The organism is Streptacidiphilus jeojiensis (assembly GCF_042510965.1).
Classification (GTDB): domain Bacteria; phylum Actinomycetota; class Actinomycetes; order Streptomycetales; family Streptomycetaceae; genus Streptacidiphilus; species Streptacidiphilus jeojiensis.
Map to the genome: position 1 here is coordinate 139,988 of NZ_JBEUKS010000015.1, position 20,679 is coordinate 160,666.

General features: G+C 65.4%; 7 protein-coding genes and 1 CRISPR repeat array. Of the genes, 4 read left to right on the forward strand and 3 right to left on the reverse strand.

The window, feature by feature from the left end:
• Window positions 1-527: 527 nt before the first annotated feature.
• A complete protein-coding gene (locus ABUW04_RS33240) occupies window positions 528-3,539 on the reverse strand; it encodes a hypothetical protein (RefSeq protein ID WP_380568176.1) in 3,012 nt (1,003 codons plus the stop codon).
• A 1,096-nt stretch (window positions 3,540-4,635) separates the two neighbouring features.
• The gene (locus tag ABUW04_RS33245) at window positions 4,636-5,904 is read right to left on the reverse strand and encodes a tyrosine-type recombinase/integrase (protein WP_380568177.1); all 1,269 of its coding nucleotides are present in this window, start codon (window positions 5,902-5,904) and stop codon (window positions 4,636-4,638) included.
• Window positions 5,905-6,454: 550 nt separating this feature from the next.
• Here ABUW04_RS33245 and ABUW04_RS33250 point away from each other — a divergent pair.
• Entirely contained in the window at window positions 6,455-6,922 is a 468-nt protein-coding gene (locus ABUW04_RS33250) for a hypothetical protein (RefSeq protein ID WP_380568178.1), read from the forward strand.
• A gap of 1,324 nt (window positions 6,923-8,246) precedes the next feature.
• Complete coding sequence (locus tag ABUW04_RS33255; RefSeq protein WP_380568179.1) at window positions 8,247-10,703, forward strand: tetratricopeptide repeat protein; 2,457 nt, start codon at window positions 8,247-8,249, stop codon at window positions 10,701-10,703.
• A 152-nt stretch (window positions 10,704-10,855) separates the two neighbouring features.
• On the opposite strand, the gene ABUW04_RS33260 is transcribed toward ABUW04_RS33255, so the two are convergent.
• Complete coding sequence (locus tag ABUW04_RS33260) at window positions 10,856-12,781, reverse strand: PIN-like domain-containing protein (protein WP_380568180.1); 1,926 nt, start codon at window positions 12,779-12,781, stop codon at window positions 10,856-10,858.
• 844 nt (window positions 12,782-13,625) lie between these two features.
• Between ABUW04_RS33260 and ABUW04_RS33265 the strand changes: the two genes are divergently transcribed.
• Together ABUW04_RS33265 and ABUW04_RS33270 are read left to right on the forward strand one after the other, a co-directional pair.
• Window positions 13,626-18,179, forward strand: coding sequence for an AAA domain-containing protein (locus ABUW04_RS33265; RefSeq protein WP_380568181.1), 4,554 nt, complete (start codon window positions 13,626-13,628; stop codon window positions 18,177-18,179).
• On the forward strand, window positions 18,176-19,000 hold the full coding sequence (locus ABUW04_RS33270) for a hypothetical protein (protein WP_380568182.1): 825 nt from the start codon (window positions 18,176-18,178) through the stop codon (window positions 18,998-19,000). Before ABUW04_RS33265 ends, ABUW04_RS33270 begins: the two co-directional genes overlap by 4 nt.
• A 141-nt stretch (window positions 19,001-19,141) precedes the next feature.
• Window positions 19,142-19,719: a CRISPR direct-repeat array (repeat unit 29 nt; unit sequence GTCGGCTCCGCTCACGCGGAGGTTCACCG).
• Window positions 19,720-20,679 lie beyond the last annotated feature (960 nt).

Consider the following 20,679-nt stretch of genomic DNA (forward strand, 5'->3'; position numbering starts at 1 on the left):
GGCAGTTCGGTGTCCTGTTCGGTATCGGTACAGGCCGCACGCTTGCCGTGCGGCCTTGGTCCCCACCATGGGCTTCGCCCCAAGGGCGAGGTCAAGCGCCGGCGCCGACCAGTATCAGTCGACTGGGCGACGCCGGGGGCCGTACTGCCAGGACCTGGAGGGACCCGCGGTGGTCCCGCTGCCCCGCGCGGGCGCAAGAACGGGGACGGTTGCGTAATTCCCCAGGTGCCGGCTGGTGTCACGGGGTTGGGATGGCCCGGGGCAGGGTGTTCAGGGTGTGGTCAGGGGGGGGTCGTTGACGGCGGAGACGACAGCGGACAGTGTCGTGCAGAAATGTCCCGGCCAGTTGTCCTTGCGCGCGTGTGCGTCGTTGTCGGCCCAGTCGCTCGCCCGCAGCATGACCGCGGTCATTCCTTGACCAGTTGCGCTACAGAATCCAGCCGAGTTGATCTCTTCGCCGTATGTCCAGCCGTGCCGCGCTGATCTTGGGGTCGGCCTCCGCCGCCCAGAGTGAGCCCACCTCGGTATTACTCGTTGCAGGCCAGGAGCGTTGCTGGGTTGTACTTGAAGACGGATGCCTGTTTTCCGGTCACCTGGATGATGGCAACCGCGTGGTGGTTGGGGTTGAAGGAGATGGTGCCCGTGGCTGTGCTGGTGAGGGAGTTCGGCAGGCAGCGCAGGGCGAAGATGCGGGCGCCGCCGGAGCTTGTCTCTTGTGCTGCGGCTTGTTGCAACGCGTCTGCTGCGTCGTATCCGAGGACCACGGTGCCGTCGGCGAAGAATGGGTCAGCGAAGTTGACGGGGGGTGCCAACTTGAGTACAGCGGCGATGGCCCTGCCGGCGGCCGTCCCGGCCGCGCTGGCGGAACGGGCGGGGTCGGTGAGGGCTGCGTAGTAGAGGGTGACGCTGCCGGGGAGGACGTCTGTCTGGCCGACCAGCTCACTCTTGGTCAGATCGTCGCCACTGAGGACGGTGACCGGCGAGGCGAAGCACTTCCCGTAGCTGCTCAGAAGGAGGTTCAATCCGGCCAGGTCGTCCGAGCGCCCGGCGAGGTAGACGAAGGCGGGACGCCGGGCGCTGTCGCAGATGTTGGCCCTGGGCGAGTTCTGGCCGCCCACAAATACCGAGGACTGGGCAGTGGTCTCGAAGGTCAGCGGTCCGCCGCCGACGATGGTCATGTGCAGCTTCCGGAAGGCCGTGACGGCGTCGTCGGCTTGCTGTTTGCTGTATCGGTCGTTGGGGCGTTCGAGTACGGCGATGGAGCCACCGCGTGCAGCGGGCATCGCTGCTACCACAGCCGCGAGGGCAGTAGCTTCCTCGTGGTTAGTCGCCGCCAGGCCGAGGTAGTTCCACTCCCGGTGCAGAACGTCGCTGGAGTTGGTGGTGTCCACGACGGGGATGTCGGCCTGTCCGAGGATCTGGACGGCCGTTTCGGTCTCGTCAGTGTCGCGGCCCATGCCGATGACGCCGACGACAGAGGGGTCGTGTCGGGCGACGTCGACGATGGCGCGGGCCATGTCGATCTGATGGGCCATGGCGTTTCCGCCGTTGGCAATGTCGATCCTGGTCTTGGGGCCTTGGCCGGTGATGTTCTCGTAGCGTTGCCAGGCGTAGACGCCGGCGAGCTCCTTGGCCGCGTCGAGTGCTTTACTGGAGTCTGTGCCGGTCGGCACAGTCAGCGGGCCCGCATAGACGATCGTGACGTGAGCGGGATCTGTGTCGGCTGCCTGGTTCTGCTGCCAGATGCCCGCGATCACGTCGTGCAGGGACACGTCGCCTCCCATTTTCAAAGCGCTGGCTGTCCCCTGCGACGTGGCGTTGAGGCGGATGTCGTTCGCAGTGGAGAAGTCGAACGAGTCGCGAGTGTCGACGCCGACACACTCGTTGCCCTTCCAGACCAGGTCGTGATCGGAGCTGATCAGGCCACCGCCGCAGTACTGCGCGGCAAGTTGGCTGTTGCGCATCCAGGCTGTCCCAGCAAGAAGCACCAGCGCAACGGCCAGGGTCCAGCGAGACCATAGGGCCCAACCGGTGGGACGAGCCCGAGTCAGGGGGACCTTTCTTCCAGACGCGGTGAAGTCCTGCGCTGTGAGAGGAAGACGCATCACCCATGGCAGGTCCGAACCGAAACTCGGTGACTGCTCGATCCGCAGCCTGTTTGCCCAGTCCTCGTACAGGCCCTTGGAGTCGCACTCTGCTCCTGCAGCACGCTGGAGTTCCTGGATTCCGGTGAGATCGGTGTCGCTAGGTACGCTCGCCACTACGAGCAGGGGGTCGGTCTCGCTGCGCCGCGAGCGGACGTCGCTGATCGCGTACAAGAACGCGCGTCCCCCGTTGAACTGGTTCGCATTGACGATGAACACCATCGGTGGAACAGTGCGCTTGCGGCCGCGCAGGTCCAGGGCCCATGGTCGGTGCTCAGCGCGGAGGTCCTCGAGCATGGCGTGCACGCGCAGGGTTAGCAGGAACTGCAATGCGCGCCGCTGCACTCCTGGATCAAGGTCACCGGCACCAGCAGCGATCATCTGTTCGGCGATCATCCGCGCACGGGCCTCCATGATCTGCCGCGAGCTCCTCGGAGCCCACCTGGACCACGCCCACCAGGGCTTGTTCGCGGCTTCCTGGTGCTCGGGGCCGAGGTCCGTGGGGGCCAGGTGCGTGGTGGTGGTCAGCCAGCGGCTGGCCTGGCCCAGCCACGAGAGCGGTGCCAGGTTCTGCCGAAGGATCTGTACTCCCGTCAGCAGTACAAGCACCACGAGCAGTACTCCCGCCAGAACCGACGGCGGTGCCTGGGTCAGCACGCGGGTCACGCTCGCAGTAGCGAAGGCGCCGAGCAGGGGAGCCGGGGCGAGGAGCGGGGCGAAAACCCGCCCGACCGGTCTCGTGGTGGTCCTTGGCGGCCGCCACTGAAGCCTCCGCAGCCCAGCCACTGCTTTGCTTGCGCTCGGCTCGGTCGGATCCTCCTGCGATCGTGTTCCCGTCTGGGCGTCACCCTCAATGTGAGCTTCGGCGTCACCCTCACCCTCCGCCTCAGTCGCGGCACTGGCCTGGGTATCGCCTTTCCCTTCGCCCAGAGCCCGAGTGATCTCTCGATCGACAGCAACCTCCATCGCCTCGAGCATGGTCCAGCGGGGAAAGCTATAGTGACGGTACTGCGGATCGCTCTGGTCCCAGTCCTCGCTGGCCAGCCTGGCGACCAGCTTCGATGCTCGGCGCAGTTCGGCCACCTCTGGTTGTGGCGCGCAGTGAGTCGGGCCTACAGGTCCGTTGGCACGGTTGCTGAGGGCAAGCAGTTTGCATGAGACCCGCTTTCCCGCGTAGGCCTGGTGCAGGTTCCTGACCAGCGCTCCTGCTTCGTCCGCTGGCCCCGAAGTAGAGGCGGGCGCCTGGATCACCACCACGGGCAAAGGTGCCCGGCTCTCCCTGAAGCGCGCGATCAACTGCTCGCACATGTCAGCAAGGATGCTCGCCGCCCTGTTGCGCGGATTCGGACGACCCGGTTCCCCTGTCGTCGCCAACTGCACATGGGTGTCAGTCATTCGACCCTTCTCACCTCACATCGAGCCTTGAGCTCGCAGCGACACATTTCGCGACTCGGGTTTGAACAACCCAGAGAACGGGAAGAGTACAGCCCCTAACTGACGAGGCAACAGGTACTGCAGGAGCACTCTTGGAGCACACAGTGCGCCCCCTGCACGCCCTGCAACTATCGGCACAGCAGAATCGGTGCTCCCTCTTCTCGGGACTGTTCTCCGCACCCGACCCCGGCTGGTCGGGACGCACGCCCCTTCTGCCACCAGGCGGGTGGATCACATCGTGTGGGTGCCTGGGCGCCGGGGGAGTGTCGAAAACGCAGGCCATGGTCGCCATCCTCATCCGGTCGGGTTTTCTCGTCCGGCGCAAGTCGGCCGTGATGACTGCTCTCGCGGCCTTCGCAGCAGCCCCGCGGGTAGCCTCGCGTAGAGCCTCCGCGTGCATGACTACTCCCTTGCTCTCCGCCTGGACCGCCATTGGCATCTCACGGTTGCACGGGACCAGGGCCGCTGGGCCCGATAGAAGCCATCGACGTCGACCGTGCCGGTGACCGCGCCCTCTTCCAACCAGCGCTTGCCGAGCATGTCGCCGCAGCGGCGTGCCACCGCATCATGGGCCCGAGTGAACGAGCGGCGGACAGCTTCGGCGACCGCGAGCCGCCGGGGCGAGTGCCTGCGGTGCGGGGACTCTTGCGGTGATCAACTCCACACGCCGGCGACGAAACCGCGTTCTCAACAATCCCAGCAGTACCGTCTGGGCGTTGATCGACCAGATCCGCGGTGCCTGAACGGCTTTGGGTCCCGCGACCAGCGAATCGCCGAGCCACATCGATGGGTCACGCTCTGTCCCGCGATCCTTGCCGATGTGGGACCTGGGGCCCTCCCCGGCTTTGGCCCGCACAGGTAGTTGGAGCGCGCGAAGATTCGCGAGAATCTGCCAGCAGGGGCATCTGGCGCGAGGCGAAGTAGATGACTGCCGTGACCGACAGAGGAACGCACGCAATTCTGGCAGCCACCTCAGCACAGCGCGAAGAGCGGGGAACGCCGACACCGTCAGTCGACCACGGTGGGCTTCGTCGCCCCTGGGGGCGGGGAACGGGAGTCAATGGTGCGGCTTCCGCCGTAGGCGGCCCAGGCCCCGACGGGCCTTTGCAGCCGGAGACAGCCCCCCAGAACCGCCCTGGCGTGCGCGCTTCACCGAGCCATGCAGGAGCGCAGCCGCACTCTCGGCGGCTTGGTGGGCCGTAGCCGGAAGAACAGCGGCGTAGATGTCCGCAGTGGTGGACAGGCTCTCGTGGCCGATCTGCTGCTGGACGACCTTCAGATCGACGCCGGCGTTCACGGCAAGGGTCGCCGCGCAGTGGCGAAGGTCGTGCAGACGGATCGGCGGAAGGTCATGCGAGAGGACGAGCTGACGAAACAGATGCGTGATGTGGTCGGGCTTGAGCGGGGCACCCCGAACGGTAGTGAACATGAATCCGCTGTCGACCCACCCCTCGCCGCTGGCCAGCCGCTCCGACTGCTGCCGAGCCTGATGTGTGCGCAGGACCTGCAACGTCCGCCGGTCCAGCGCGACGGTTCGCCGCCCAGCTTGTGACTTCGGCGGGCAAGTCGCCAGACCACCACCGGCCCGCTGCTGAAGCTGCCGCTCCACGCGCAGCTCACCACCGTGGAAGTCCAGATCAGCCCACTGGAGGCCCAGGACCTCCCCTCGACGCAGCCCCCGCAGGGCACACAGGTGGAACAGCGCATAGAGGCGGTGATCGCGGACAGCACCCAGGAACTGTGCCGTCCCCTCAACGGACCAGACCGCCACTGCGGGCCGCTCACCAGTCTGACGCCACCTCTCGTGCAGCGCAGGTGTCCACACCGTAGTTCTCGTCCGCGGGGAACTGGGCAGTTGCAGCAGCTTGGCGGGGTTGGACTGGAGCAACTCGCTGCGCACCGCAGCGGACAGCGCCGAACGCAATGTCGCCCGGATACGCTGGATGGTGGAGGGAGCGAGCGGGCAGCCAGCGAGATCCTGACGCCACATCAATTCATCCACAGCAGCCTGCAGACGAGTCGGCGTCAGATCACACAGAACAATGTTCCCCACGAACGGCAGCAGGTACCGGTCCAAGTGCTGGCGATACGTCAGCACCGTGGTGTACCTGAGCCGGGGAGTGCTCCGCTCCAGCCACAGCTCCAGCCACTGGCCCACCGTCGCAACCTTCGGCAGATCCGCCTGGGCATTGGCCACCAGGTACCGCAACGCTGCTTCCGCCTCCTCGCGAAGCATGAAACCACCATGCCGAATGCGTATCCGCTTGCCATCAAGACTTCCCGCGGACAAGGCGAAGTACCAGCAGCCATGCTCCTCCTCGAGCAACCCGGGACACCTCGCCCCGAACCTCTTCGAAGTCTGCGGATCGCGACACCCGCATCGCCTGAACACCGATCCCCTGCTGCGCATCACACGCTCCCGTCTGTCGTCCTACTGCACAACATCGTGAGCGCGCGGTCATCCTTGTTCAACGGAGCAGTCGGGCATTTCGCCCGTAGGTGCGAAGGAATGAAGAATGGCACACAAACATTGAAATCAATGCCTAAAATGTGTGCTTCGGTGCGCCCTGGCCGAGCGGTTCCATGCGGCCCTGCCTGTGTCCGTGCGAGAGAAGGAAGGAATCGGCGGAGACCCCGACGAATACGTCGCAACTCGCGGAGCATAGCCTCATCCAATGCCGTGCACACCTTGTGAAAATCCAGCAGAACGCAGCGCCCTGCGCCCCTCGACCCAGGAAGGAGATCTGCACGCCATCCTGAGGGCGCGTTGCCTGTCATTGGAGGATCTAGCTCCTGAAGAACAGGGACTTGCCAAACGCCTGTATTCCTCCCTCGCTGGGCGTCGCAAAGCACTCACGACCGCATCCAGAGGCGCCATGACCGCCTGTCAGAACTGGGGTATCTCGCAGGCGCACCCCATGGGATCCTCCGGCCTGGGCACCGCCCTCCCCGCGTCGGACATCGACCTGTACGCCCCGATCCCATCGCACTACCCGGACTTGCCAGCGCTGCACGCCGCGCTACGAGGCCATGCCACCTATCAGAAGACCAGGACAGTGCCCACTGGCCGACCGCGCCACTTGTTCACCTTCTCCCAAGACGGCACGAAAGTGGACCTCAACCTTGTCCAGCCACCGGACCACCAACTCGCCGTCACCGTCCTCCGCGAGATCGCCAGCACGCTCACCCTGGAAGACCGCATAGCCCATACCTGGATCAAGTACCTACTCCACGACCGTGACGCAGCCGGCTACGACGACTGGAAGGAGGCACTCCGTATGCGCGGCTCCGTCACCCTGCGTCGCCTGCGCAGGGTGCAAACTGCAGGAGCCCCAAGGCCCTAGGGCCGAGCTGAACCGCGGCCGCGACGGACAAGGCATAGCGCCCATCCATGAACTTATCGCCAGTAGCGCCTCGTCCGCCGATTCTCTCCCATGATTCGGTACAGTGATGGCGCCTCCCAAGACAGCGTAAGCCGGCAACGGATCCTTTATAACAAAATGGCAAAGCCACGGAGAACGCACTGGTCGTGAAGGGTTGGCTCCGCTCGCGCGGAGGTGCACCGCAGCCCAACGGCCAGACGATGTTCCAGGTCTCGTTGGCTCCGCTCGCGCGGAGGTGCACCGAGACCGCCAGCTGGCACCTGCGCGAGGCCGGCGTTGGCTCCGCTCGCGCGGAGGTGCACCGGCGGACTCGACACCGAAGAGAACCTGCGGGTCGTTGGCTCCGCTCGCGCGGAGGTGCACCGCCGCCCCACAGTGATTTCGCCGCGCCGGCGACGTTGGCTCCGCTCGCGCGGAGGTGCACCGTCGGCTGCGCCAGCAACAACGGCACAGAAGGCGTTGGCTCCGCTCGCGCGGAGGTGCACCGCCGCAGTCGGGGCACTGTGCTCGGTTCTCCAGGTTGGCTCCGCTCGCGCGGAGGTGCACCGACGGTGGCCGCGGCGGTGTTGCCGTCATCGTCGTTGGCTCCGCTCGCGCGGAGGTGCACCGTGGCTGGTGCGGGCGGAGCGGGTTGCGCCGGCGTTGGCTCCGCTCGCGCGGAGGTGCACCGTTGAAGGATGCCCCTTGTGCCTGCCAGGACGCGTCTGCTCCGCTCGCGCGGAGGTGCACCGTGGACGATCTTGGCGGCGCCGAGCTGGGATGCGTCAGCTCCGCTCGCGCGGAGGTTCACCGTTCGGTCTTGCCCACGGCCACGGGAACGACGAGTCTGCTCCGCTCGCGCGGAGGTTCACCGATATCGCCGGCGTCGACGGGGTGCTCATGGGTATCTGCTCCGCTCGCGCGGAGGTTCACCGGGGATCGCCCGCCAACAGTCCCCGCGGTGCAGGTCCGCTCCGCTTGCGCGGAGGTCCACCGCGATACTGCAGCTCAGCTCGTACGCCGGGTACGTCAGCTCCGCTCGCGCGGAGTTTCACCGAGACAGCGAGTCAGGCCGCTGAACTGCAGCACGTCAGCTTGGCGACAGGGGAGGGCAGCTGCCTACGAAGGCGGCCAGATTGGGATGATGGATGGTGGCGTCTGCGTGTCAGATGCGTAGTGGTTACTGCTCCACTTGGGAGGGGATGGAATTCGGGTGGCCTTATGGAGCCAGAGGTACCCAGCGGCCCAGTTAGTGGAGCTGCTTGGTGGGCGCTGCCACTACCCGGGTTGTGAGAGACCTCTGACCGTGCTGGTGGACGGGAAACGGATCCTTGACGCGCAGATCGCGCACATCCGTGCGACGAGTCCGCAGGGCCAGCGCCACGATCCCAGTTGGACGCGAGACAAGCTTGATGCAGCTGAGAACCTGCTGCTCCTGTGTGCACCGCACCACAAGCTCATTGACGGAGATGATGCCGAGGCTTTTCCGGTGGAGGAACTTGAACGCTGGAAAGAGCAGCAGTGTTTGTTCGGGTCCCGTCCTGCGGTGACAGCCTGGCGGGCGTGGCCAACGCTGGCGGAACTTGATCCGCTGGCAGCCGGGGTGCATCCCAGTTGGCCGCATGGCGGGGGTACCCTCCCTGTGTATGTGCCGCGCGACCTCGATCCGACGCTGGGTGGTCTGCTGGGGCAGGCCGCTGTGCAGGGCGGCATGGTGCTGGTTGCTGGAGACGTCGCGTGCGGGAAATCCCGCCTGGTGTTCGAGGTGGCTCGCCGAGAGCTGAGCGGACACCTGGCGTGCTTGGTACCCGTCGGTGGCCTGCGCGCGGCGATCACGGCTGTGATGCAGTGCCCCAGTCCGTGCGTCCTGTGGCTCGACGACCTTGGCCACCATGTTGACCGCGATCAGTTGCATGGCCTGGACATCGCCGAACTTCGCCGCAGCCGCGTACTGGTCCTGGCGACGGTGGAGGTTCGCTACCTGCCGGTGCCGCCCGACCTGAACCGGTTAGGTGGAACACCCATGGGCCCGGTGCTGTCGACCGCGCTGGTGGACCAGGCCCAGACCGTGTTCCTGGACCGGTCCTGGAGCCCGGTCGAGTTGCAGCACGCCCGTGCCGCTGAGGACCGACGCGTACGTGCCGCCGCTCAGCACTGTGTCCAGCGTGGTGTCAGCGAATATCTCATGGCCGGCCCTGTCCTGTGGGCGGCGTGGCAGGCGGCCTGGCGCATTGGCGGAAATCCCCGCGCCGCCGCCCTGGTTCGCGCTGCGGTCGACCTGGCCCGCGCGGGACTGCGTGGCCCTTTGTCCAAGCATCTGCTGACCCGAGCCCACCGCTACTACCTCGCCGACGCGGGCGGCCACAGGCTTCGCCCCGAACCCCTCAAGGAAGCCTTCGCCTGGGCTGATCGGACCCGCATCGGAATGACGAGCCTGCTCGAGCCCGGGGCCGATGGCACATGGCGGCCATGCTCTGCGCTCCTGGAGCATCTCCCGCAATCATTGGGGGCGATCCATCCGCTTCTATGGTTCGAAGCACTGGGTGGCGCGGTCGACCTGTCGACGAGCTGCGCTGTCGCCTGCAATGCGCAGCGCGAGGACCCGTCCATGGCCGCCTGGCTGTGGCGCGTCCTGCGCGAAGCCGGGCTCCCTGGGGTTGTGAACCAGGAGGCTGCTTCCCTGATTGAGCAAGGCCGCTGCGAGCAGGCCCTTCGCCTACTGCGTGAGAACGCGGACCCAGCCGATCCGCTGTCTCGGCGTGTCACCGTTTGGGCTCTGAAGGGACTCGGGAACTGCGAGGAGGCCGAAGCTGCATGTCATGAGGCCCTTGCACTTGGCGAGACCGACATCCTGGACGATCTGGCGCAGCTTCAACTCCACAGCGGAAGACCGGATCAGGCCGAGCGCACGCTCCGCCGTGCTGCCCGAGCCGGAACCAAAGACGGCTGGTTCAACTTGGGAGTCTTTCTCGCTGACCGCGGCAAGACAGACCAGGCCATCCGCGCCTACCAGCAGGCCGTCAGGGGAGGTGACAAAGCCGCCCTGAGGAACCTGGGACAGCTCCTGGTCGGCGCTGGGCGGAACCGTGCGGCAGAGAAGGCACTGCGTCAGGCTGTCGACCACGGCGACGCTGAAGCGCAGCTGGACCTGGCAAACCTCCTCAAACAACTGGGCCGCACTGACGAAGCCCGGCAGATCTACTTGCAGCTGATCGACCAAGGGGACGCCCGTGCCTGGATCAACCTCGGCAACCTTCACGTCGCCAACCATCAACCCGCCCGGGCCGAGCATGCCTATCGGCAGGCGATCGCCCAGGGATTGTCCGCAGCCCACGGCTACCTGGGACACCACCTGGTCGTCCAGGGCCGTTGCCAGGAGGCCGTGCCGTACCTGCGCCGCGCCGTCGATGAAGGCCACCCTGACGCAGCCTTCGACCTGGGACGGGCACTCAAGACGCTGGGGCAGAGTGAGCAGGCCAGGGACGCCTTCCGTGTCGCTGCGCAAGCAGGAGAGCCGCTGGCAGCAGTCGGCTTCGCCGCCGTTGCCGCCGACACCGATGGCGTGGAGCGTGACACGCTGCTGCAGCAGGCTGCCCGCAACGGTGACCCGGACGCGATGTTTCTGGTCATGCTCGACCTTGACCGCAGCGGTCACCCGCGCCGGGCGAAAGCCTTGCGTCGGCGCTTGGCAGACTGCGGCGACCCGATAGCAACCGCGCTCCTCGCTGCCTACAGTCAGCCTGCGGCCCGGGACACCGGCTGACCAGGGGAGGCCGTAGTCGGCGTCCGGAGCAACCTCGCTGGCGACCTTGGCGCCCCAACGTGAACCAGGTCCGTGGCGGACTCGCGAGTCCTCTCTGAACGGCCCCCCTCCTGAGGCCTGACCAAACAGCGGCTGGTTGACAATCGAAAGCCCTACCTCTTCCTCGCGTAGGACCAGACATCCGTCGGCAATGGGTGATCCAATTGCCACAGCACACGCATTGGTCTGCTGCCTTCATGGGATATGTAGTCGGCTTGCCCGGCTAGTACCCAAGGTTCCGGGTGCCCAATGGGAGACCGTGGGCGAGGGCGCACGAAGACGAGGGTTCTTGAAGACGGCGACTGATAGCGCTGACCTACCGGAGAATCTGCGTCCGTGCTATTTTGCGACTCCCACTGGAAAAGTGACCTAGTGAGTGCGCCGTCGTAGTGCTGATCTCCGTCCGGCTCGATTCCATCCTTCTCTCTGAATCGGTCCCGGCGCATTGTTACCAGAAGTGTATCTGCGTTGATTTCCGGGCCCCAGGCGACTCCTTCTCTGAAATTGGCGGGGAAGGGGCCGCTCAGGCCGGACTTCCCGATTGCCGTGAGAATCTCTTCACGATTGTATGCGGCATGAATGTACAATGGCAACGATGGGCCCTCCGGGAGCTGTAGCTGAGCCCCTTGCGGATGACGTACCCGAGCCATGTTGAGAACATCCCGCAATTCCTCACGCAGATGCCGAAGGGCATGTAGGCGATCGATTCCCGCCTGAAAGGTTGTGAAGGCGGGCTGTGTCCACAGGTTGAAGATGAGCATGTGGGCGTAGGCCTGGCCTGAACTGTCCAGCTCACTGTACGAAGGGGTGTCGTCTTCCAATAGCTGCAAGTATCCAGAAATCCGCGCAGCATCGTCGACATGGAGGAATGATGGCACCCGACGAAAGAGCTGCTGCTCCTCTTCCGTACTTACATCGCTGGTCAATCCGGCATGGCGGACCAGGGCATTCCAAGAGGCCCCGGTGCGGTAGACGTCGCCGAGTGGTCGGTTGGTAGCCCGCAGGAAGTCAGCGAGTCGGGTGACACCCTGCTCTCGTACGTCAGCAACGAGCTGCTCTGTGTTGGAGGTCTCAGCCACAGCATTGATCTCACTGAATGTGGAGTCGGTGATTTCCGCGCCAAAATAGGATTCTATTCCTTGGAAGAATTCCTGTGGAGTCTCGATGCGGAGCCTTGCTCCGGCTCGCTGCCATAGTTCTTCGGCCAGAGTGGGCCAGGGGCGACTGGCGCGGCCCGGTTCTGGAGGCTCATACCAGTCCTCCTTGACGTCCGAGGACACGAAGAGAATGCGTTGAGGAGCCTCCTGTTCTGCGGCGTGTTCAATTATCTCCTCCCAGATGAGATAATCCCCGGCAGAACGCAGGGCCGTATCCTTACCAGAATCGCTGAAGCCGGGCGGGATGTTGTTCGGATACCTGTAGGATGCGGCTTCTTCTACGCGCCGCCGTATTTCCTGTGGTGAGGGCTGGAGGGCAATGCGCTCCTCGAAAAGCTCTCCTACGCGCTGGACAACCGTGTCTCCAAGCCCAAGTGCGTCCATCCTCAGGTCATGTTCCTTGAGCTCTGCTATATGATCACGAAGCTGATCCCGCCATGGGCGGAAGAGCTCCTTTATGGCGCTATCGCTAATCATCTCCGCAAGTGTTTCCGCGGCTGTTGAGTTGCGGCCGTATCGAATCAGAAGATCCTGTACCAGGCGGCGGGCTGCGATGATGGCGCGCTCGGCCTCGCCCAGCCTTTGATTCACGGATTTCGGGGCCTCATTGAGAGAGCGCAGGCGATTGCTGAGCACGGAGTGGCGGTTCCGAACAAATTCCAGTCCCACCTGGTGGGGCAACCACAGTCGTCGCTTGATCTGCTCGAGCGCCTTGAACACGTCATCCCGCGCTGCCGGAGTGTACTCGTATAGGCTCAGCAGGATATTTGCATCAAGGACAATGATGCCGGTCCCAAAGAATAGCTCCCGCTGGCTGTCGGAGTCTGGCTGCAGCCATGCGCCGTATCTTTGCGAGAATGGAAGGTCCTCCCGATTTTGCATACCCGCACTCCCCGATAGCCTGTCTCGCCCCCAACCCACGTGGCTATGAGGACCCCGCCGCGCTCCTGTCGCACGCCTACGCTGTCACCATAGCGACTCGCACTCGTACTGGCAGACGGGCTGATCGCGAGCGCACCCCATGGGATCCTCCGGCCTGAGCGCCACCCTCCATGCGTCGTACATCGAGCTGTGCATCCCGGTCCCATCGCACTACCCGGACTTGCCGGCGCTGTGCACCGCGCTACGAGGCCGTGCCACCTATCAGAAGATCAAGGCAGTGCCGAATGGTCGGCCGCGCCACTTGTCCACCTTCTCCCGGGACAGCACGAAAGCGGACCTCAACCTCGTCCAGCCACCGGACTACCAGCTCGCCATCATCGTCCTCCGTGAGATCGCCAGCACGCTCACGATGGAAGACCGCATAGTCCGCACTTGGATCGATCAAGTACCTGCTCCGCCACCGCGACGCAGCCGGCTACGACGACTGGACGGAGGCACCCCGCATGCGTAGGTCCGTCACGCCGCGTTGCCTGCCCAGGGCGCCAGCTGCAGCTGACCAAGGCTCCAGGGCTCTCCGAGCTGAACCTCGACTGCGATGATCGAGGCAGCGACAAGGGATATCCGGAAGAGTCAGCCCAGACAGCATCCAGTCCGAATTGGATCACTCGACAATCCGTCAAGGCGGCGGAATGCGGTCCAGCTTAAATGGAACACCCTTTCTATTTAGTGGCCGATTGACTCGCCGTGGGGAACTATTTCACGCCGTTCCGTGCAAAGTTGTTGCCCGAACGGTGTTCTGTCCTCGACTCTAGAGCGCCCATGTGCAGCTGCGGGGGGAGCGGACATGCCATCACGTCACGCGGGTGATCCGGAAGTGGTCGCGCAGACTGCCGGGCTGATCGGATTTCTACGCGAGGTGGTTCAGAACAGTCAGCAGCGCCAGCGTGACACCCGAACACGCGAGAGTCTGTGGCTGGCTGCACTTCCCGACCAGATCGCGCGCCCAAGGGAGTCACCGAGCGGGGCATTGCTGAGCCTCCAGCATGTACCGCGTGAGGCCCCTCCGCAGTTGCCCGGGGTCCTGGACGGCTGGGTGGATCAGGACCTGTGCCAGGTGGCCGAGGCAGCCGACCCGCCCTTGAATGCGGAAGGCCCAGGGCGTGAACGGATGACGGACGCAGCCGGCCGCCAGTGGTGGGAGGAGCGAACGGTTCGACGCGAGGACTCATTGGAGGCACTGGATGCCTATGCGGCATGGCTGCCACGATGGCGCCGTTGGGCGGCCCAGGAGCGCCGCGACCAGCCACTGCGAGACCTGTACGAGTATCTGTACCGTTGGCATCAGCGCCTGGTTCACCAAGACGACCAACTCGAACTGGTCTTGGCTGTGGGCCTGTTGACCTGGCGGGATCCGAATGGCGAGACGGTCTGCCGCCACCTGCTCGCGCGCCGCGTGGAGACAAAAGTTGAACGGCGCACCGCCAAGCTCCTAGTCCACTTGTCACCCCAGGGAGCAACGCAACTGGAGGACCAGGACTTCCTCGACAGCGACGACGGCTGGCATCCTGAACAGGCGGCCGCTCTGGCCGAGCAGCTGACCGCGCGATCCTGCCATCCGCTGAGCGACGAGGCTCTCGAACAGCTCTCGCAATGGCAGGAACGTGCCCTAAGCCGCCCGGTCTCATTCAGCGCCGAATGGCAGGTACCGCGCCAGCCAGAACTCGCAGCCCGGCTGACCTTCGCCCCGGCCCTGCTCCTGCGACCCCGCGACCGCAACGCGCTGCTGCGCTACTACGACCGGATCGGCGCCTCCGTGGCTGAGCAGGGCCAAGCCCCCTTGGGCCTGGCACAGCTCGTCCTACCCCTGGAACACCAAGAACGCGCGGACTGGCGCGGACGCGGCACAAGTCGCCGACACGAAGCCGTCCTTGGCGAGGACCCGTTGTTCCCGCTCAAGACCAACCCCAAGCAGGCCAGCGTGCTGGCCCGACTCGAGCGGGACACCGCCGTCGTAGTCCAGGGACCGCCAGGGACAGGCAAGACCCACACCATCGCCAACCTGGTCTCAGCACTGCTGGCCGAAGGCAAACGAGTCCTGGTCACCAGCGCCCGCGATCAAGCACTCACCGTACTTCGCGACAAACTCCCCACCCCCGTACGCGACCTATGCGTCCTCCTGCTCAGCTCCAACCGCCACGACGGTGTCGACGAGCTTGAAAAGACTGTCAACGCACTGATCGACCAAGTCGCCTCCAGCGACACCGACCAACTCGCCGAAGAGATCGCACGCCTGCGAGGACAGCGCGCCGACCTGCGAGGCCGCATCGCCCACAGCACCGAACAGATCATCGCCCTGCGCGAAGCCGAGCACTACCGACACCCCGAGATAGCTCACGGTTACGGCGGAACACTGGCCACCATCATCCAGCGGCTCAAAGACCAAGCAGACCGCCTCGGCTGGATCGGCCGGCTACCCCTAGAAGCACCTCAACGCCCGCCCCTGAACACCAGGGAAGCCCTGGAACTACTCGAACTACTGCGCTCTGGAGCCAGCGGCACCGACCAGAGCACCGATCTGCCCGACCCTGCACTTCTGCCCGCCCCGCAGGAAGTCGCTGCCGTCATCGACGCCGCTCGACCCCGCGAGAGCGTCTCGCCGTCCGTGCTGGCCGCCAGGGAGGCCCTAGCCGCCTTGACCGTCCAGACCACCGACGCGCTGGCCGGCCACCTCGAAAGCAGCTACGCCGCCCTGCACCAGCTCGGGCTGCCCCCATCACCTGCGCGATGGGACCAAAACCACTGGACCACTCGCGCCCTGCACGACCGCCTCACCCGACGCAACCTCCAGCTGTGGCAGGCCGTGGCCACCAATGGCGAGAGACTGCGCAGCATCGGCAGCCAGATCCAGGCACTGGGACTGACCCAGGTCGAGATCCCCCCGGACCTGTCACCGGCCGAAGCAGCCGCCATGGTCGCCTCCGGACGAGCCCTGAGGGCCCACTGGCAACAAGGCGGCACCTTCCGCACCCGTATGGCACCGCGCGTCCAGAAGACCGCTCGCCCACTCCTGGAAGCCTGCACCGTCGACGGCCGCGCCCCACACGACCTGGACGACCTGGAAGCCGTCCTGGTGCACCTGGAGGCCCAAACCGCCCTGGCCGCCCTGGCCCTGCGCTGGGCACACGTCGAAGTCACACTCACCCCTGGGCCAGCCGCCGTCCGCCTGGCCCAGCTGACCGAACTGACCGAACAGATCGAACACATCGACGCGTTCGGCACAGCCCGCGACGCCATCGACAACCTCCTGCTCAAAAACGGAGTCCGCCTCGGCCTGGCCTCCCCAAGCGCCTGGCAGGACTACGCCGCAGCCATGGCCGAACTCGCCGACCGGCGAACAGCCGCCACCGCACAGCAACAGCTGCGATCCTGGGAACGCGCCCTGTCCCCCCGAGGACAACGAACCCACACCTCGCCCCACGTCGCGGCACTCGCCCACGCCCTGCACAACCACGACGCCCACCAATACGCTCACGCTCTGGAGGCACTGGCAACCGCCCACACCCAGCAACGCCGACGACACCGATGCAACGAACTCAGCGGCCGACTTCACAGCGCCCACCCCCACCTCGCCAAGCAACTAGAGCAAAACCCTGCCGACCAGGCATGGGAGAACCGGCTGGCCCTGCTGGACGACGCCTGGCCATGGGCCTGCGCCAACCGCTTCGTCACCGACCAGCGCACCCCCGGTCTGGAACAACGCCTGGACGCCCAACTCATCGACCTAGAAGCCCGACTCGAACGACTGACCGGCGACCTCGCCGCAGCCCAAGGACGCCTGCACTGCCTGCGGCGCATGACACAGGACCAACGCTCCTCCCTGCAGTCCTACCGCTCCCACATGACCGCACTGGGCAAGGGCAAAGGCCGCAGCGCCAGCGCCTTCCGAGCCGCCGCCCGCGACGCCATGTCCGTGGCCCAAGAAGCCGTTCCCGCCTGGGTCATGCCCATCGCCCAGGTCGCCGAGATGATCCCCGCCCGCCAGGACGCCTTCGACGTGGTCATCATCGACGAAGCCAGCCAAGCGAGCATGGAGTCCTTGTTCCTGCTGTGGCTCGCTCCGCGGGTCATTGTCGTGGGCGACGACAAGCAATGCGCCCCGTCACTGACCTCCATGGGCCCCCACCAGCGCCTCGAGGACCGCGTCAACGCCTACCTGCCCGACATGCCCGCCCGTCACCGCCGACTGTTCAGCCCACACACCAACCTCTACCAGCTCCTGTCCTCACTGTTCCCGGACGTCATCCGCCTGGACGAGCACTTCCGCTGCATGCCCGAGATCATCGGCTGGTCCTCGGCCACCTTCTACGACCGCAAACTGCAACCCCTGCGCCAGTACGGCGGCGAACGCCTCGACCCCCTGATCGTCCATCTCATCCCCGACGCTGTCGTCGAAGGCAGGGACACCCGCCTCCGCAACCCCACCGAGGCCGAAGCAATCGTCAACTGCCTCAAGGAGATGACCAACAACCCCGCCTACCGCGACAAGACAATCGGCGTGGTCGTCCTCCAGGGCAGCGGCCAGATCAGGCTCCTCGAAAACATGATCCCAGCCACGCTCGGACCAACACTCTGCGAACGCCACCAGATCACCGTCGGCACACCCGCCGCCTTCCAAGGCGACGAGCGCCACATCATCCTCCTGTCCATGGTCGTGACCAACCCGCCCCGCATCACCGGCGGAAACCTCAGCGAACGTCGCGCCTACAACGTCGCAGCCAGCCGCGCCCAAGACCAGATGCACCTGTTCTGCTCCGTACCACCGGACCGCCTCAGACCCAAGGACCTGCGCCTGAACCTGCTGACGTATATGCAGAACCCGCCCGCAGCCCTCGACGCACTGGACGACCTCGGCGACGTGCGCCCCGACGTGCCCACCACTCCCTTTGACTCCCTGTTTGAGCAGCAGGTCTACCTCCGCCTACGCGAGCGCGGCTACCACGTCCTACCGCAACTTCCAGCAGGCGGAAAGCGCATCGACCTGGTCGTCGTGGGTGCCCGTGGACGACTGGCCGTGGAATGCGACGGCGACCACTTCCACTCCACACCCGACCAGATCCGCCACGACCAACAGCGCGACCGCGAACTCCAACGCGTCGGATGGACCTTCTGGCGCATCCGCGAAAGCGAATTCCGCTTCGACGCCGACCAAGCCCTTGAAGGCCTCTGGGAGACCCTGGATCGCCTCAAGATCCACCCGGCGACCTACACCCGCGCCGCAAAAACCCCCGCCGCGCACTGGCAACCCCTGGAACTGACCCCAGACGTACCCGAGGATGCGACCGACCAGGACGAGGAAACCGACCTCGAATCCCCAGAGGAACCGGAGGCGCCACAATGACCGAACAGCCCCTGATCGGGATCCTCGACGGCAACACCCTGGAGGAACTCGCCCGCGTCATCTGCGGCGACGACAACCTGCTCTACCGCCAGGGATGGGAGCTGCCAGAGTTCCTCAAGCGCGCCGGATGGAACAACGTCCCACGCTACGACGGCGAATACCGTCGCGACTGGATCCTCGCCAGACTCCAAGAACACCGCGAGAACCCCCAGGCCATCCAACAATCCATCATGAGACTGGGCGACGCCCGAGAATACCTCTCCGAACCCGCCCTACTTCCCCAGGTCCTGACGGCCGTCAACGCCTTCCTCATCCACGAGGGTTACCGACTGGAGTGCCCCGGCGGCCGGCCTCGGCTGGTCGCCTGCGACCCGGCAATGAGCTACCCAGGCAGCCAGGCACCCGTAGAACTGCGCGCCGCTATGACCGACATCGTCAGCGACACCAAGATGGCCGCCCTCCTCCAGCACCGACTCGACGAGGCCGCAGTCTGCTACTCCAACGGCGCACACGTGTCCGCAATCATCATGCTTGGCAGCCTGCTCGAAGGCGTCCTACTGACCGTCATCCTGCAGCGGGACCCAACGCTACTTGGCCGAACCAGCCCGGACTTCGTGACCATGGAAAACCTCATCAAGATCTGCCACGACGCGGGATGGCTGGGCGCAGACGTGGAACGCTTCAGCCATGCCCTCCGGAGATACCGCAACTTCGTCCACGCCCGCGCCGAATACCGCGAAGCCCACACCCCGGACCGTGACACCCTGGCGATCTGCTGGCCTATCGTCCACGCTGCACTGAACGACCTGGCCAAGGCTTAGCGCCCACCCACAAACCCAGTGCCTCATTCACGGATTCTCCCCGGTGATCGGTAAAGTGATGCTTCCCAGGCCAGCGCAAGCTGGCAATGGATCCTTGATAACAAACTGGCAAAGCCATGGAGAATGCGCTGGTCGTGAAGGGTCGGCTCCGCTCACGCGGAGGTTCACCGTTGTTCCACCAGGCCCGCACGGGTCAGATCGCGTCGGCTCCGCTCACGCGGAGGTTCACCGCGCTCAGCGCTGGCCCCGGTCGTGCCTCCCGCGTCGGCTCCGCTCACGCGGAGGTTCACCGCGCAGACCGCCGCGCTAACATCCCTCGCAGAGGTCGGCTCCGCTCACGCGGAGGTTCACCAGTCCCCATGCCCCGATCACCCGCTCCGGCGCCGTCGGCTCCGCTCACGCGGAGGTTCACCGACGCGGCTCGCCATGCTGATGGCCCTGCTCCTGTCGGCTCCGCTCACGCGGAGGTTCACCGTACACGCGCCTGGTCGCGGGGACCTTCGCGTCGTCGGCTCCGCTCACGCGGAGGTTCACCGTCGCTCTGCGTACTCGCAATGATCGCGAGGAGGTCGGCTCCGCTCACGCGGAGGTTCACCGACGTTGTTCAGCACTGCCTGGAAGGCCGGCACGTCGGCTCCGCTCACACGGAGGTTCACCGCAGCGCTGCTCGGATTCGAACGTGATCGCGGTGTCAGCTCCGTTCGCGCGGAGGTTCACCGGATGCGCAGGGCAATGCGACCGTCACCACGCCGTCCGCTCCGCTCTCGGGAGGTTCACCGGCCCTCGTGGGCACCAGCACCGAGAAGACCGCGTCTGCTCCGCTTGTGTAGAGGTTCAACGGTGTTGGAACGCGCCGATGCAGACTACGGTGCTCTGCTTCGTTCGCGCGGTGGTTCACCGACCTCCGTCCCGTCGCTGGCGACACCGATGTGGTCGGCTCTGCGCGCGGAGGTTGACCGACCCCGGAACTGGGCGTGGGCGCGAATGGTCTGTTTGCTCCGCTCGTGCGGGGGTTTACCAAACAGGGCGGCGCCGCCTCGCCGGGTGGCGTGGTCTGCTCCGTTCGCGTGGAGACTCAACGTACCGCCTGTACGACGACACGAAGACGGACGGGTCTGCCTCGCTCTTGCGGAGGTTCACCGATCATCACGACGGCCACCGAGTCGCTGCTGGGGTCTGCTCGGCTCTCGCGGAGGTTCACCGCCGTATGACGGATGCGAGGTGAGCAGGCATGGCTACAACCATTTCCCTGGTCTAAATATTTGACGCTTCATCAATTGGTGACGGTTGGCGTCTCCTGGGGTGCCCCTCTACCCTTGCGGCCGGAATCCGCGATAGCTCCTGCATGCGAAATGGAGCGGGACCGGCGCGGGATGCGCTGCTGGCCGGGCTTGAAGCTGTAGACCGCGCCAGTGCTGTGGGCCGGAGGCGTTACTTGAGCAGGTCCGCCACCGCCCGTAGAACCTTCCGGACCTGCGCCGCGGTTGCATACCACGCGGGTACGACATGAACGTTGGCGCCGACGGGTTGGGCAGCATAGAGGGTGCCTCTGACAATTTCGCGGATGCCCATGATCAGCTTGTAGGGGCACGAAAGCTGCGGTTAGTGTCGCAGTCGCCGGGAAGGTCGCGATCGCGAACTCCCCGTTCATCGTTGGTTTCTGATGGTCCATCGAAGAG

What these genes read in the sequence shown, in the direction of transcription:
- ABUW04_RS33250 (WP_380568178.1), top strand. Translation starts at nt 6,455, where the DNA reads ATGACCGCCTGTCAGAACTGGGGTATCTCGCAGGCGCACCCCATGGGA.
- ABUW04_RS33260 (WP_380568180.1), bottom strand. Translation starts at nt 12,781, where the DNA reads ATGCAAAATCGGGAGGACCTTCCATTCTCGCAAAGATACGGCGCATGG.
- ABUW04_RS33265 (WP_380568181.1), top strand. Translation starts at nt 13,626, where the DNA reads ATGCCATCACGTCACGCGGGTGATCCGGAAGTGGTCGCGCAGACTGCC.
- ABUW04_RS33270 (WP_380568182.1), top strand. Translation starts at nt 18,176, where the DNA reads ATGACCGAACAGCCCCTGATCGGGATCCTCGACGGCAACACCCTGGAG.
- ABUW04_RS33240 (WP_380568176.1), bottom strand. Translation starts at nt 3,539, where the DNA reads ATGACTGACACCCATGTGCAGTTGGCGACGACAGGGGAACCGGGTCGT.